Consider the following 15,601-nt stretch of genomic DNA (forward strand, 5'->3'; position numbering starts at 1 on the left):
CTGTGCCGAGCCAAAAAAAGCGGACACGCCGGCGAGGGCCAGGGTGTCCGTTTTGCGTTTAGACGATCGCGAGATTGCTCGATCAGCCCTTGCGACGGCGGAATGTGAGCACGCCGGCGGCGAGTAGCAGACTTCCCGGCCACAGGGGGATGTTGCCACCGCCGCCGCCGCCGCTACTGCTAGTCGCACTTCCGCTACCCGTACCTGAACCCGATGTCGTCGCTGCCGCCGTAGCAGTCACACTGGCCGTATCGGAGGCGGTGGCGCCCGCGCTGTTCGTCAACGTCACGCTAAAGCTGTACACGCCGGCGACGCCCGGTGTGAACGTGGCTGTGCTGACGCCGTTGGCATCGGGGCCGGTCGTTGTCAGGGTAACGGGCGTTCCGGCGATCTGGGCCCAGACGGTGCTACTGGCCGTTCTGTTATAGCCGGCGCCGCCTACTGACGTCAGCGTGACGGCCGTGTTGGCGGTCACGCTCGAGGCCGATGCCGTGGCATGCACGGTCGGCAAACCTTGCGCCTGCGCGACGGCCGCACCGGCGTCCAGCGTACCGGCGCCGCAAACGCCAGCGTGTGTTGCGCAGTAAGTGCCGGCGACGAACGGTCGCGCCGATTGCCTGATGATCGCCGTGATGTTGTCTGGCGTGAGCGCGGGCTGAACCGATAGCATCAGTGCTGCGGTGGCTGCTACATGCGGCGTGGCCATCGATGTGCCGATGTCCTGCGCGTAGGCGTCGCCCGTGGGAGACGCCACAGGCGACGTCTTGCTGGTGTTGGACAGCGACACGATTTTGCTGGAGGAGCCGGAGATGACCGTGCCCGCACCGCCGCCTGGCGCGCTGATCACCGTTTGCGCACCGACATTGGCGTAAAACGCGTTGTCGCCTTCCAGCGTGTGGGCTGTCACGGCGATGGTGCCCGTGCAGTTGGCGGGCGCATCCACAGGCCCAGCCTCGTTGCCGGTGGCGGCGACAATCGTCACACCCAACGCACGTGCTGCGGTAATGCTGTTCTGCTCCAGCGTCGAACAGCTCCCGGAGCCGCCCAGGCTCATGTTGATGACCTTGACTGGTGTCGGGTTGCTTGTGACGCCCGGCACCGAGCCGCCCGACAGCCACGTCACGGCGTCCATGATGTCGGACGTGGCGCCGCCGCACTTGCCCAGTGCCCGCGCCATCTGCAAACGCACGCGGGGGGCAATGCCTGCGATGCCGATGCCGTTGTTACGCTGCGCCCCGATCTGGCCAGCGACGAAGGTGCCATGCCAACTGCTGTCGCTTGCCGAGCTGCCGCAAAACGTCGGGTAGAGCGCGGCGTCGTTGCTGGTCACCCAATCGCCCGGGTCGGAGGGGTCGGTATTCGCCAGCGCATTGTTGGCGCCGTTGTTGACGAATCCGGATGGGATCGTATTGCCCGTCTTCGGATCGGGGCTGCCCGTCATGGCGTTGCTGCTGACGAAGTTGCGGCCAGTGCCGAAGCTGATCCCGGCAAAGTCGGTATGGTCTGCGCGGATGCCGGTATCGACAATGCCAACGCCAACGGTGTTGACACCGGTGGTGGTATCCCACGCGGCCGTTACGTTGGCGCCACCGGGCGCACTTGCGGTCGGCGCCAGCAGGTTCCATTGCTGGCCGAACAGCGGATCGGTCGCCAGTGCCATCGGCCGCATGATGCGGTCGGGCGATACATATTCGAACTCGCCGGTGGCCTCCATACGCTGCGCGATGATCTGGGCGTCTTCCAGCGTCATGACCTTGGGCAACGTCAGTACGTGTGCCCCACCCGACATCGGGCGCTTGTACGCCATCGGCAACTGTGCTGCCGCCGACCAGCGTTGCACCGTTGCCACGTCTGCGGGGGGCACCGCCCCACCTGTTGCAACCGATTGCGTCTTCAGTCCCGTGCTTTTCTCTTTCACGACCAACTGCGTCACCCATTGCAACTGCGTATTGAACGTGGCGGATTTCTCCACGGCCAGCGCCGGCGCAACGTGATACGACACCAGCCCAAGCGCCACCAGCGCCTGCACTACACCCCCGGCAACCATTGTCTTCATCAGAGCAGTCCTGTCTTTTTTGTAAGGAATTGCAAAGCTTGCGTTTGCATTGTCCAAAAGGATTGAGACAGCGTCGCGTCGATCGTACTAGGCATAAACCCTAGTATCGGTGGCTGGGAGGCGGTGCGCAGGAGTGGCGCAAATGAAAACCGCCCCCATCGGGAGGCGGTCTTGCTCAAGCCAAAGGTGCGTCAATGCGGCAACGTGCGCTTGCGTCGGCATCCGAGCCCCAGCGCCAACAGCAGCGCCCCCCCAACCAGTGGCACGGCCCCGCCCCCACCACCGCTGCTGGAACTCCCGGTCGATCCACCCGACCCCGTCGTGCCACTACCCGCGCCGGCAGGCGCCGTGTTCTGGGCATAACTGACAGCACCTGCGGTATCCAGCAGGCCCGCGCCGCAGATGCCGGTGTTCACGGCGCAAAACGTGCCGCTCGGGTGCGGGCGTGCGGTCTGCTTCAGACCCGCCAATACCTGCGCGTTCGACAACTGTGGTTGCACGCTCAGCATCAACGCGATGGTGCCGGCTGTTTCCGGTGTCGAGAAGCTCGTACCTGCCACCGACTTGACCGTGGGGTTGCCGACGCTCTGCGTACCATCGTTCGAGTCGGCCTGGATGACGGAAACGGGTTCCGCACAAGTGGCCGGAGTTGTACTCGTAACGACCTTCGAGTTGCCGCAGCCACCGCCCGGCGCGGACAACGCCACCTGGGGCCCCACGTTTGCGTAGCTGGCGTTTTCGCCGCTGTCGACGTGCGCGGTGACGGCGATGGCGCCTGCGCAATTGGCCGGCGCATCAACGGTCTGCGCGGCTTCATTGCCGGCGGCCGCCACCACGATGGCGCCGCGTGCGGCCAACTGGTTCACCGCGTCCTGTTCTGCTGCAGAGCACTGCGTCGTGCTGCCCAGGCTCACGTTCACCACACGCGCCGGGTTGGCGTTGGTCGGCACGCCGGACACGTTGATGCCGCCCGCCCACAGCATGCCGTCCACCGTGTCGGAAAGCAGCGCGCCGCATTTGCCCGACACGCGTACCGGCACGATCGGCGTATTCCAGCCGACCCCTGCAATATCGAGGGTGTTGTTTGTCTGGGCGGCGAGCACGCTGCTGACCTCGGTGCCGTGCCAGCTGCTATTGGCGATATCGCTGCTGGTGCAGCCCGAAATGTTTGCGACATCCGTGCTCGTTACGCCATCGCCCAAGTCATGCGCGTCCGTTCCCCGGCCGAAGGTGTTACCCGCGCGGGCCGGGTCCGAGATGAAGTTGTAGCCCGGCAGGATCTTGGCTGACAGGTCGGGATGATCGGTGTAGCCGGTATCGACCACCGCCACCACGATGCCCGTGGAGCCCTGCGTGATGCTCCACGCCGCGGCTGCGTTGATGCCGCCCGGTACCAGCGCCGGTGCGGCCAGGTTGTTCTGCGTGGCGAACAGCGGATCGTTCGGAATGGTGTTGGGCCGCAGGATGCGATCCGGCACGACATAGGCCACGCGGGCGTCCTGCGCGATCTTGTCGACGGTGGCCTGGATGCTGGCCGCATCGGTCAGGCCGGTGTGCATGAGCTGCGCATTGGTGCCCAGCGTGCGCTTGACCTGCAGCGTGCTGCCCGCTGCTTGCGCTACCGACAGCAAGCGGTTGTTCGCCTCGCTGGCGGAAAGCGTCTTGCGCGTGCCACTCGTGTCGTCGCGCCATTTGATGATCAGGTCACCGGTGTATTGCGGCAGCGGCGCGGCAGCTGTGGCGACCTGGCTGCCCATCACCCAGGCAAGACAGGCCAGGCCGGCGCCCGCGCGGAGCCAAGACTTCAACCGGAAGAGGGAGGGGGTCATCAGCGGGTGCTCCGTGGGGGTCTCGTTGTAATGAGAAACGTCGTCAGGATGTGATCGTTGACATACCGTTACACAAAACCAAAGGTAGCACGCGACTTGTCCGCTTGGTGTGGCGGCGATGGCCGATCACGTTTGCGAGGGGAAAAAGGCCGGCTGGTGCGTTGCTGCTGAAGCAGAATGCGGGCCTGGCGAAGGAGTGTGGAGCCGGAACCGGACGCCAGGCGGCGCCCGATCATTCACAGTGTAGAGTGGTGTCGCGGTAGTTCAGCGTTGAATCTTCATGATGCGATCCGGGTCGGCCGAAGCGATGCCGGGCGTGCCGCGCAACGCTGTCACTGCGCCATCCAGCGTGGCCGATGCATCGCCCGAGCTGGCGCGCACCACCCAGAATCCACCCGACATCGGACGCACCACCGCAAAGGCCAGGCGCGGCGTTGCGCGTGCGCCGGCAGCATCCAGCACGCCTTGCACGGTGGCGGACGAGGTGGTCGGCGTGCTCAGGCCGATGATGATGTCGCCCAGACTATGTGCAGCCGACACGGAAGCAGGAGGCTGGGTGTTGGCCGAGGCGGGGTCCATGGCAGGCGGTTTGCCCGGATCAATGGCCGGCACGGACTTGCACGCGGCCAGCAGGCACAGGCCGAGAGCCGCGGCCAGCGCAGGCTTGGCGGTCGACAGCAGGGATCGAGGGCGGGCAGCCGGTTGGATCGTGCGGGCCATGCGGGCCATGAAGTTCTCCTTGGATTCGGTAGAGGGTGTTTGTAGCGCGTGCATCCGGAATGTTCGTGCCAACCCTGGCAGCAATGGTTCCGGTATAGGCGATCACTGTGCCACGCGGCGGGATTTTCGCGCCGCGGATTCAGGTGCCGATTGCGCACGGCCCGCGGCGAGCATCTCGTCTGCATGGCGCCGCGTGGTGTCGGTGAGCGACGCCCCGCCCAGCATGCGGGCGATCTCGTCCACGCGGCCCGTGGCGTCCAGCACCACGAGGTCGGACCGCGTGCTGCCGGCGACCGTCTGCTTGGCGACTTGAATATGGTGATTGGCGAGCGCGGCTACTTGCGGCAGGTGCGTGACGCACAGCACTTGGCGGCGCATGCCGAGTTCGCGCAGGCGTCGTCCCACGACTTCTGCCACCGCACCGCCGATGCCGGAATCCACTTCGTCGAAGATCAGCGTGGGCGTCGGGCTTGCCTCGCTGGCAATCACCGAGATGGCCAGGCTGATCCGCGCCAGCTCGCCGCCCGAGGCGACCTTCGCCAACGGCCGTGGTGACACGCCCGCATGCCCCGCGACGAGGAATTCGACTTGCTCCAGCCCCGCTGCCCCGCCATGTTCCAGCGCGTGCAGCGCGATGTCGAAGCGCCCGCCGGCCATCGACAGGCCTTGCATGGCGCCGGTCACCGCGTCGGCCAACTCGCGCGCGGCCTTGGCGCGGTCGCGCGACAGCGATTGCGCGACCGTCATATAGGCGGCTTGGGTTTGCGCTTCCTGGGCCTGCAGCGCGTCCAGGTCGGATGCCGCTTGCAGCGCGGCCAGTTGCGCCTGCCGTTCAGCCAGTTCAGCGGGCAGCGTTTCGGGGGCGACGCGGTATTTGCGTGCCATGGTGTGCAGTGCCTGCATGCGTGCGTCAACTTCGGCCAGGCGGTCCGGGTCCAGCTCGGCGCGATCGGCATAGCGGGCGAGCGTGTGCACGGCCTCCTGGATCTGCACCTCGGCCGGCTCAAGTGCAGCCAGCACGTCGGTAAGCGCGGGGTCGATCTCGGCCAGTTCACGCAGCGTATGGAGCGTCGCGCCCAGTTGCGTGAGCACCGCACCTTCCGACTCGGACAACCCATCCAGCGCCGCGCGCGTGCCTTCGATCAGGCTGGCTGCGTGCGACAGGCGGTGGTGCTCGGCCTGGACCTCTTCCCACTCGCCAGGTTGCGGGGCGAGTTTCTGCAATTCGTTGACCTGCCATTCGATGCGCTCGCGCTCGAGCTGGACTTCGCGCGACTGCTGCTCGGCGGCTTCGCGTGCCCGCACCACGGCATGCCACTCCCGGTAACGTTCTCCGACCACGCGCACGGCGCCTTCCAGGCCCGCATGGGCGTCGAGGAGGCTGCGCTGCGCATCCGCCTTCAGCAGCAGTTGATGCGCGTGCTGACCGTGGATGTCGACCAGTTGTTCGCCCACCTCGCGCAGCTGCGCCAGCGTGACGGCCGCGCCGTTGATGAAGGCTTTGCTGCGGCCGGCAGCATCGACTGTGCGACGCAGCAGGATCACGCCCTCGTCGTCGTGCAGTTCATGTGCCTCCAGCCATGCGGCCACATGCGGATGCACGTCGAACTCGGCGGTGATGTCGGCACGCGGCGCGCCTTCGCGCACGACAGCCGCATCGGCGCGCTCACCCAGCGTGAGTGCAAGTGCATCGATCAGGATGGATTTGCCCGCGCCGGTCTCGCCCGTAAACACGGTAAAACCGTCGGCCAGATCGAGATCCAGCGCGTGAACGATGACGAAATCGCGGATGGTGAGGCTGCGCAGCATGGAAGCGGTGAGCGAGGAGTTTTAGTACCTGCCCATGATTCGTAGCGAGCGGCTCGAGGTTGAAGCGAGAAGCGCAGCCGTACATGCGTACGGCGAGCATTGCAAGTTCAAGATCGGGCCGCGCAGTAGGATCATGGGCAGGTTCTTAGAGCCGGTTGTCTTCGGTCGGATACTCGTGCCAGTGCAGCTTCTTGCGCAGCGTGGCGTAGTAGTTGTAGCCGATCGGGTGCAGCAGCCGCACCGTGCGCTCCGAGCGGCGCACCACGATGCGGTCACCGGGCAGCAGTGACGTGAGCGACTGCATGTCGAAGTTGACGCTGGCATCGCGCCCGCTGGTGACCTGGATGACCACCTCGGCGTCTTGCGGAATGACAATCGGCCGGTTCGACAGCGAGTGCGGTGCGATGGGCACCAGCACCAGACCCGAGAGCGCGGGATGCAGGATCGGCCCGCCGGCAGACAACGCATACGCCGTCGAGCCCGTGGGCGTGGAGACGATCAAGCCGTCCGAACGCTGGTTGTACATGAAGAAGCCGTCGACCGACACGGCAAGCTCCACCATGCCCGAGGTGCCCGAGCGGTTGACTACCACGTCGTTGAAGGCGAGGGCGGAGAAGATGACCTCGTCGTCGCGCACGACCTGAGCCTGCAGCAGCGTGCGGGTTTCGGCCTCGTAGCGGCCCGACAACATGTCGGGCAGCACGGTGTGTACGTCGTCGAATGGAATGTCGGTCATGAAGCCGAGCCGCCCGTGGTTGACGCCGATCACGGGGACGCTGGCACCGGCCAGGTGGCGTCCAATGCCGAGCAGCGTGCCGTCACCGCCGAGCACGACGGCCACGTCGGCGTGGCGCGCCATCTCTTCGGGCGGCAGGGCAGGGTAGTCCTGGACGCCGATGTTGAGCGCCGTTTCGCGCTCGAAGACAATGTCATGCCCGCGCGCGGCAATGCACGACGCCAGTTCCATAAGGGGGCCGGCAATGTTGGCAGCCGAATACCGGCCGACCAGCGCAACGGTCTTGAAAGGCGAAACGGGCGAGGCGGCGGGAGCTTGCGGGGCCACGGCGGACGAGGGAATCGACATGCGCGCATTACACCATATCGATATGACCGTCGCCACGTCAGCACGTGTTTCGTGGAGAAACGCCGACATCACCCGTAGACGGGCGCCGATTTTGCGTAAAATTGAAGAATCATGGACAAGCGCGCCACTATCCTCCTCAAGACCTTGATCGAACGGTATATCGCCGAGGGCCAGCCCGTGGGCTCGCGCACCTTGTCGAAGTATTCGGGGCTCGATCTGTCGCCGGCCACCATCCGCAATGTGATGTCCGACCTCGAGGAGATGGGCTTCATCGCGAGCCCCCACACCTCCGCCGGGCGCGTGCCGACGCCACGCGGCTATCGCCTCTTCGTCGATACGATGCTGACGGCCAGCCCGCTGGATGTGCTGAGCACGCAAGACCGCATGGCGCAGCAGATGGTGGGTGCGATTGCCGAGCAGGTGCGCACGCAGCTGGCGTCGCATGGGTCGGAATCGTCGCAGCGGGTGATTGCGGCGGCGGCGCAGACCTTGTCCAACCTCTCGCAGTTTGCCGGCATCGTGATGACGCCGCGCCGCACGCATGCGTTCCGGCAGATCGAATTCCTGAGGCTGTCCGAATCGCGCATCCTGCTGATCGTCGTCACGCCCGAAGGCGACGTGCAGAACCGCATCATCCATACCGATACGCCGTACAGCCCGTCGCAACTGGTGGAAGCGGCCAACTACATCAATGCACACTACGGCGGCCAGACGTTCGATGCGGTGCGCGAAAGCCTGCGCGGCGAGCTGTCTGCACTGCAGGCCGACATGACCGCGCTGATGCAGGCTGCCGTGGAAGCGGGCAGCAGTGCCGCGTCGGAAGAGGAACCGGTCGTCATTTCGGGCGAGCGCAAGCTGCTGGACGTGGAAGATTTGTCTTCTTCCATGGACAAGCTGCGCCGGCTCTTTGCCGTGTTCGAACAGAAGACCGGCCTGCTGCAACTGCTGGACGTATCGAGCCGTGCCGAGGGCGTGCAGATCTTCATCGGCGGCGAAAGCAGCCTTGTGCCGCACGAAGACATGGCCGTCATCACCGCGCCGTACGAGGTGGACGGCAAGATTGTCGGCACGCTGGGCGTGATCGGGCCGATGCGCATGGCGTATGAGCGCGTGATCCCGATCGTGGATATCACAGCCAAGCTGCTATCCAGCACCCTCAGCCAGTATTGAAACAACGCCGCCTGTGGCGGGCCGGGTTGCCCGCCAATGTCTCAGGCTGAAAACTGCTCGAACGCCGCCAGCGCATGCGTGGCGTACATCATCGAAGGGCCGCCTCCCATGTAGACGGCTGTTCCCAACACCTCTTCCAGTTCGGCACGGGTTGTGCCGAGTTTGACCAGCGCCTGGACATGGAAGCCGATGCAGTCGTCGCAGCGGCTGGAAATGGCTATTCCCAGCGCCACCAATTCCCGCGTCTTCTTGCTCAGTGCGCCGTCTTTTGTGCCGGCTGCCGCCAGTTGGCTGAATGCCGTCATCAACTCCGGCTGCGATTCGCGCAAGCTGCGCATGTGCGCAGACACATCTTTGACCACGCTTTTGAATTCGGGCATGCCGCTCATGACAGTGCTCTCCTGGGCCGGGTGTGGAGTGAGGTAGCGAACTGGGCGGACTGGCATCAGCCGCCGCGCATCTTTTCGAGCATTCTCGTCCGCGCCCCGGGGCAAGGTCATGATGTAGCGCAACGACGCGCTTAGAAACTGCCCGTGAACTGATACCGCCCGCCCGGGTGCCACATGGTTGCCACGGAGGCGACCTGGCCCTGGGATAGCGTCTTGCGCCGCAGCATCAGGCACGGCTCACGCACATCCATCTGCAGCATCTCGGCGATCTCGCGCGGCGGCAGGCGCGCCTCGATGCCGTAATCCACGCCCTGCAACGGGGCGGCACGCATGAGGTAGGCGTTTGGCGTGGTCTGCGTGAAATCCTGCTGCATATAGTCAGGGGCCAGCCCGGCATTCACCCAGCGGTCTTCCACCTGGATCGGCAGGTCATTCTCGAAGTGCACGATCAGCGAATGGAACAGGGCGCGCCCCACCGGTACGCCGAAGGACGCGGCCATCGCTTCGTTGGCGCGGGCGCGCTCCAGCTTGTGCAGCTCGGCACGGTGCCGGTGACCGCGTGCGGCAATTTCCTCGGCGATGTTGCGGATCGCCACCAGCGTCGCCTGGTATTTCTGCTGCGCGACGAACGTCCCCAACCCCTGCACACGCGTGAGGATCTGCTCGGCGGTCAGCTCGCGCAGCGCGCGATTGACCGTCATGCGCGACACGCCAAACGTCTGCGCGAGCGTGGTCTCCCCCGGAATCATTTCCCCTTCCTGCCACTCGCCGCTGCGGATGCGCATGAGGATGTCTTCCTTGATGCGCTGGAAGGCGGGCGTGCTGGCGGATGGGTCGTGTGACATGGACGTGGCTTGCGGTGCGGTTTGGGCGGCCGATGTGATGTGCGGATGGTGGTCATCATCAGGGTTTGCTCTTAGCTTGTAAAGTTTTCTTGCCTAAGTTGTATATACAACATAAGATGCGCTCCATGACAAAGGAGTTCGCAGGAGACCTCACATGAACGCCCCGACCAACGCTGCCCACCTGACCAACGATCCGCGCTACGACGCCTCGCGTGAAATCCGCGCCCCTCGCGGCACCGAGCTGCACTGCAAGAGCTGGCTGACCGAAGCGGCTTACCGGATGCTGCAGAACAACCTCGACCCGGACGTGGCCGAGAACCCCAAGCACCTCGTCGTGTACGGCGGCATCGGCCGCGCCGCGCGCGACTGGGCCTGCTTCGACAAGATCCTGGAGACGCTGCGCGAGCTGAACGACGACGAATCGCTGCTCGTGCAATCGGGCAAGCCGGTGGGCGTGTTCAAGACCCACCCGGATGCACCGCGCGTGCTGATCGCCAACTCCAACCTCGTGCCCAAGTGGGCGAACTGGGAACACTTCAACGAACTGGATCGCAAGGGCCTGTTCATGTACGGCCAGATGACTGCCGGCAGCTGGATCTACATCGGTAGCCAGGGCATCGTCCAGGGCACCTACGAAACGTTTGCCGAGGCGGGCCGCCAGCACTACGACGGCAAGCTGGCCGGCAAGTGGATCCTGACTGCGGGCCTGGGCGGCATGGGCGGCGCGCAGCCGCTGGCCGCAACACTGGCCGGTGCCGTGTCGCTGAACATCGAATGCCAGCAATCGAGCATCGATTTCCGCCTGCGTACGCGCTACCTCGACAAGCAGGCCAAGGACATCGACGACGCATTCAACCTGATTCGCCACCATTGCGAACGCGGCGAGGCCGTGTCCATCGGCCTGCTCGGCAATGCGGCGGAAATCCTGCCGGAGCTGGTCAAGCGTGCCCGCGCCGGCGGCCTGAAGCCGGATCTGGTGACCGACCAGACCTCGGCGCATGATCTGGTCAACGGCTATCTGCCGATTGGCTGGACGGTCGAGCAATGGCGTGCTGCGCAACGCGATCCGTCGCAGCACGCCCGCCTGACCGACGAGGCCGCCAAGTCCTGCGCCGTGCACGTGCAGGCCATGCTCGATTTCCAGGCCATGGGCATTCCGACTGTCGACTACGGCAACAACATCCGCCAGGTCGCGTTCGACCAGGGTGTGAAAAACGCCTTCGACTTCCCGGGCTTCGTGCCGGCCTATATCCGTCCGCTGTTCTGCGAGGGCAAGGGCCCGTTCCGCTGGGTGGCGCTGTCGGGCGATCCGGAAGACATCTACAAGACCGACGCCAAGATCAAGGAACTCTTCCCGCACAACACGCACGTGCATCGCTGGCTCGACATGGCGCGGGACCGCATCGCGTTCCAGGGGCTGCCCGCACGCATCTGCTGGCTGGGCCTGGGCGAGCGTCACCTGGCCGGCCTGGCCTTCAATGAGATGGTCAAGAACGGCGAGTTGAAGGCGCCCATCGTGATCGGCCGCGATCACCTGGACACGGGCTCGGTCGCCAGCCCCAACCGCGAAACCGAAGCCATGCGCGATGGCACCGACGCCGTGTCGGACTGGCCGCTGCTCAACGCGCTGCTCAACACGGCCGGCGGTGCGACGTGGGTGTCGCTGCACCACGGCGGCGGTGTCGGCATGGGCTATTCGCAGCACTCGGGCGTGGTGATCGTCGCCGACGGCACCGATGCTGCGGCCAAGCGCCTGGGTCGTGTGCTCGTCAACGATTCCGGCTCCGGCGTCATGCGCCATGCCGATGCCGGCTACGAAACCGCCATTGCCTGCGCCAAGCGCAACGGTTTGAACCTGCCGATGATCGGCTAAGTTAGAGACATCCTGCTCGTATTGCTATGAACACCATGACCACGCCCCCCATCCTGACATTGCAACCCGGCGAGATGTCCTTTGCCGACCTGCGCCGCGTGTGGCTGGCCCCGACGCCCATCGCGCTGTCTGGCGACTGCGCGGCCGCCATTGAAGCGTCGGCCGCCACGGTACAGGCCATCGTCGCCAAGGGCGCACCGGCCTATGGCATCAACACCGGATTCGGCCTGCTGGCCAAAACGCAGATCGCCACGCACGAGCTGGAGCGCCTGCAACGCAACCTGATCCTCTCGCACGCCGTTGGCACCGGTGAAGACCTGAGCGACAACGTGGCGCGACTGGTGCTGCTGATGAAGGCCGCCAGCCTGGCGCGCGGCTATTCGGGCGTGCGCCGTGCCGTGATCGATACGCTGCTGGCACTGCTGAACGCCGGCATCGTGCCGTGCATTCCGTCCAAGGGTTCGGTGGGCGCGTCGGGCGATCTGGCACCGCTGGCGCACATGACGCTTGCCCTGCTGGGTGAGGGCGACGTACGTGTGAACGGCGTGCGCACGCCGGCGCGTGCCGCGTTGGCCGCCGCCGGCATCGAGCCGATCGCACTGGCCGCCAAGGAAGGCCTGGCGCTCATCAACGGCACGCAGGTGTCGACCGCGCTGGCGCTCAACGGCCTGTTCCTGGCCGAGCGTCTGCTTCAAGCCGCCACCGTGTCGGGTGCGTTGTCGGTGGATGCCGCCAAGGGCAGCGATGCGCCGTTCGACCCGCGCGTGCACACCGTGCGTGGTCAGGCGGGGCAGATCGCCACTGCCGCGGTGTACCGCAACCTGCTGGCCGGCAGCGCCATCCGCCAGTCGCACCTCGTGGGCGACAAGCGCGTGCAAGACCCGTACAGCCTGCGCTGCCAGCCGCAAGTCATGGGCGCGTGTTTCGACCTGATCCGTCAGGCCGGCGCCACGCTGCTCACCGAAGCCAACGCAGTGACCGACAACCCCCTGGTCTACGCCGACGCTGGTGAAGTGATTTCGGGCGGCAACTTCCACGCCGAGCCGGTGGCGTTTGCCGCCGACATGCTTGCGCTGGCGATTGCCGAGATCGGTGCGTTGTCGGAGCGCCGCATCGCGCTGCTGATCGACTCCACGCTGTCGGGCCTGCCGCCGTTCCTGGTCGAGCAGCCGGGCCTGAACTCGGGCTTCATGATTGCGCACGTCACGGCCGCGGCACTGGCCTCGGAAAACAAGACGTTTGCCCACCCGGCCAGCGTGGACAGCCTGCCGACTTCCGCCAACCAGGAAGACCACGTCAGCATGGCGACCTTCGCCGGCCGCCGTTTGCAGGACATGGCCGAGAACACCGCCACCATCGTCGGCATCGAAGCGCTGGCGGCAGCGCAGGGCATCGATTTCCACAAGCCGTTGGCGACGTCCGACACGCTCCAGAAGGCGCATGGCTGCATCCGCGCGCGTGTGGCGTACTACGGTGAAGATCGCCTGTTCGCCCCCGACATCGAAGGCGCCCGCCGCCTCGTGCTCGACGGCGATCTGGGCGATTCGTGCCGCGCGCACGTCGGCGAACTCGCACTCGTCTGACCATGCTCGCCCAAGCTGAACCGAACGTCTGGCAAGGCCGCGTCGATGCGGAGGAAGGCCCGCTGGGCTTGCGTTGGCACCAGACGGTGCGCCGCATCGATGCATCGACGCCGCTGGCCAACACCGTCGCCCTGGCGGGTTTCGCCTGCGATGCCGGTGTCGCACGCAACCACGGGCGAACCGGCGCACAGGCGGGCCCCGCCGCCATCCGCAAGATGCTGGCGAACTTGCCCGCGCGTGCCGGCCGTGTGGTCGTCGATGCGGGCGACGTGACTTGCCAAGGCGATGCGCTGGAAGACGCGCAGAGCGAATTGGCCGGTGTGCTCCACGATCTGCTCGATCGCGGCGCGTTTCCGATCGCGCTCGGCGGCGGGCATGAGATCGCGTGGGCCTCGTTTGGCGGCTTGGCGCGGCATCTGTCGGCGAAATCCCACCAGCCCCCGCGTATCGGCATTCTCAATCTGGATGCGCATTTCGATCTGCGTGCGGGTGAGCGTGGCAGCTCAGGCACGCCGTTCCGCCAGATCGCCGAAGACTGTGCCCGGCGCGGCTGGCCGTTCCACTACGCCTGCCTGGGCGTGAGCACCTACGCCAACACCGAAGCGCTGTTCGCGCGTGCGCGCCAGCTCGGCGTGCGCTGGATGCACGACGACGAGATGGACGTCATGCAGCTCGCCCACGTGCTGAAGGTGGTCGAGGTGTTCCTGAGCCAGGTCGACCACGTCTATCTGACGATGTGCCTCGACGTGCTGCCGGCCGCTGTTGCCCCCGGCGTGAGCGCACCGTCGGCACGCGGCGTCGGGATGGACGTGATCGAGCCCATCGTCGATCGCGTGGTCAGCTCGGGCAAGCTGCGGCTGGCGGATGTGGCGGAACTGAACCCGTCGCTCGACATCGACAACCACACGGCGCGTGTCGCTGCCCGCCTCGTGGCACGCGTGGCAGACGGCATTGGCCTGCAGGGAGCCGCACATGACTGATCCGGCCAACCTGCACTGGGATGCGCTCTGGACCAACGTCCACCTTGCCACGCTCACCGCCGACGCTGACGGCTACGGCGAGATCCGCGACGGCGCCATCGCCGTCAAGGCCGGCCGCATTGCGTGGCTCGGCTACCGCGCTGATGTGCCCGTCAACGCCCGCGCCACACGCGAGCACGATGGCGGCGGTGCGTGGCTCACGCCCGGCCTGATCGATTGCCACACGCACCTCGTCTACGCCGGCAACCGCAGCAATGAATTCGAAGCGCGCCTGAATGGCGTGCCGTACGAAGAGATCGCGCGGTCGGGCGGCGGCATCCTCTCCACAGTTCGTGCCACGCGGGCGGCCAGCGAAGACGCGTTGGCCGAAGCCAGCCTGCCTCGCCTCAATGCACTGCGGGCCGAAGGCGTTACCACCGTCGAAATCAAGTCCGGCTACGGCCTGAACCTGGAAACGGAGCGCCGCATGCTGCGGGTCGCACGGCGCTTCGGCCAGGCGTTGCCGGTGCGCGTGCGGACAACCTTCCTCGGCGCGCATGCCGTGCCGCCCGAATTCGCCGGCCGCGCGGATGACTACATCGACCACCTCTGCATCGATGTGCTGCCCGCCCTCGCAGCGGAAGGTCTGGTCGATGCTGTTGACGCCTTCTGCGAAACCATCGGCTTCACGCCCGCACAGACGGCGCGCATGTTCGACGCGGCGCAGCGTCACGGCCTGCCGGTCAAGCTGCACGCCGAGCAACTCTCCGACCAGGGCGGCGCGGCGCTGGTGGCTCGCTACGGCGGCCTTTCAGCGGATCACCTCGAATGCCTGACCGATGCGGGCGTGGCCGCCATGGCGCAAGCCGGCACTGTGGCTGTACTGCTGCCCGGCGCGTTCTACTGCCTGCGTGAAACGCGCCTGCCGCCGATGGCCGCGCTGCGCGCCGCCGGTGTGCCGATGGCCGTGTCGACCGACTGCAACCCTGGCACATCGCCGTTGTCGTCGCTGCTGCTGGCGATGAACATGGCGTGCACGCTGTTCCGCCTGACGCCGCTGGAAGCGCTGACCGGCGCCACGCGTCACGCCGCCGCTGCGCTGGGTCTGTCAGGCACGTGTGGGGTCCTTGCCCCGGGCTGCGCGGCAGATTTCGCGCTCTGGCGCATCGATCGGCCTGCCGATCTAGCCTATGCGATGGGGCTCAACCCGTGTGCCGGTGTGGTCAAGGACGGCGTGGTGGTGGCGTAAGGCACACTCGATGACTCGGCTCGTATAATCGGCCG

12 protein-coding genes are annotated in these 15,601 nt (G+C 66.1%); 5 read left to right on the top strand and 7 right to left on the bottom strand.

The window, feature by feature from the left end; all coding sequences use genetic code 11:
• Positions 1-82 precede the first annotated feature (82 nt).
• From mprA to ACU8YE_RS17170, 5 genes are all read right to left on the bottom strand, one after another.
• Entirely contained in the window at positions 83-2,056 is a 1,974-nt protein-coding gene (gene mprA, locus ACU8YE_RS17150) for an MprA protease, GlyGly-CTERM protein-sorting domain-containing form (protein WP_446929236.1), read from the bottom strand.
• Positions 2,057-2,247: 191 nt separating this feature from the next.
• Positions 2,248-3,885 carry a S8 family peptidase gene (locus ACU8YE_RS17155; RefSeq protein WP_446929237.1) on the bottom strand — a complete coding sequence of 546 codons (1,638 nt, stop codon included), beginning with the start codon at positions 3,883-3,885 and terminating at the stop codon, positions 2,248-2,250.
• Positions 3,886-4,149: 264 nt separating this feature from the next.
• On the bottom strand, positions 4,150-4,614 hold the full coding sequence (locus tag ACU8YE_RS17160; protein ID WP_232040935.1) for a hypothetical protein: 465 nt from the start codon (positions 4,612-4,614) through the stop codon (positions 4,150-4,152).
• Positions 4,615-4,707: 93 nt separating this feature from the next.
• Positions 4,708-6,414 (bottom strand): DNA repair protein RecN, encoded by a 1,707-nt coding sequence (gene recN / locus ACU8YE_RS17165; protein WP_440476639.1) that lies wholly within the window; start codon positions 6,412-6,414, stop codon positions 4,708-4,710.
• A gap of 145 nt (positions 6,415-6,559) precedes the next feature.
• On the bottom strand, positions 6,560-7,498 hold the full coding sequence (locus ACU8YE_RS17170) for an NAD kinase (protein ID WP_316878642.1): 939 nt from the start codon (positions 7,496-7,498) through the stop codon (positions 6,560-6,562).
• A 111-nt stretch (positions 7,499-7,609) separates the two neighbouring features.
• On the opposite strand from ACU8YE_RS17170, the gene hrcA reads away from it, so the two are divergent.
• Positions 7,610-8,668, top strand: coding sequence for a heat-inducible transcriptional repressor HrcA (hrcA, locus tag ACU8YE_RS17175; RefSeq protein WP_232040932.1), 1,059 nt, complete (start codon positions 7,610-7,612; stop codon positions 8,666-8,668).
• Between the two features lie 41 nt (positions 8,669-8,709).
• Here the strand turns inward: hrcA and ACU8YE_RS17180 are convergent, their stop codons facing one another.
• Both ACU8YE_RS17180 and hutC read right to left on the bottom strand, forming a co-directional pair.
• A complete protein-coding gene (locus tag ACU8YE_RS17180) occupies positions 8,710-9,057 on the bottom strand; it encodes a carboxymuconolactone decarboxylase family protein (RefSeq protein WP_232040931.1) in 348 nt (115 codons plus the stop codon).
• Positions 9,058-9,188: 131 nt separating this feature from the next.
• Positions 9,189-9,902: a histidine utilization repressor gene (gene hutC / locus ACU8YE_RS17185; RefSeq protein WP_316654017.1), complete on the bottom strand. Its 714-nt coding sequence runs from the start codon at positions 9,900-9,902 to the stop codon at positions 9,189-9,191.
• Positions 9,903-10,056: 154 nt separating this feature from the next.
• On the opposite strand from hutC, the gene hutU reads away from it, so the two are divergent.
• Genes hutU through hutI form a run of 4 tightly spaced genes read left to right on the top strand, consistent with a single transcriptional unit; the run spans position 10,057 to position 15,566 of the window.
• Positions 10,057-11,775, top strand: coding sequence for a urocanate hydratase (gene hutU, locus ACU8YE_RS17190; protein WP_316870143.1), 1,719 nt, complete (start codon positions 10,057-10,059; stop codon positions 11,773-11,775).
• 26 nt (positions 11,776-11,801) lie between these two features.
• Positions 11,802-13,358, top strand: coding sequence for a histidine ammonia-lyase (hutH, locus tag ACU8YE_RS17195; protein WP_446929238.1), 1,557 nt, complete (start codon positions 11,802-11,804; stop codon positions 13,356-13,358).
• Positions 13,359-13,360: 2 nt separating this feature from the next.
• Entirely contained in the window at positions 13,361-14,338 is a 978-nt protein-coding gene (gene hutG / locus ACU8YE_RS17200) for a formimidoylglutamase (protein WP_316870142.1), read from the top strand.
• Positions 14,331-15,566 (top strand): imidazolonepropionase, encoded by a 1,236-nt coding sequence (hutI, locus tag ACU8YE_RS17205; protein WP_446929239.1) that lies wholly within the window; start codon positions 14,331-14,333, stop codon positions 15,564-15,566. Before hutG ends, hutI begins: the two co-directional genes overlap by 8 nt.
• The last annotated feature ends 35 nt before the right edge of the window (positions 15,567-15,601 follow it).

The sequence above is a fragment of the Ralstonia sp. VS2407 genome, from assembly GCF_052950655.1.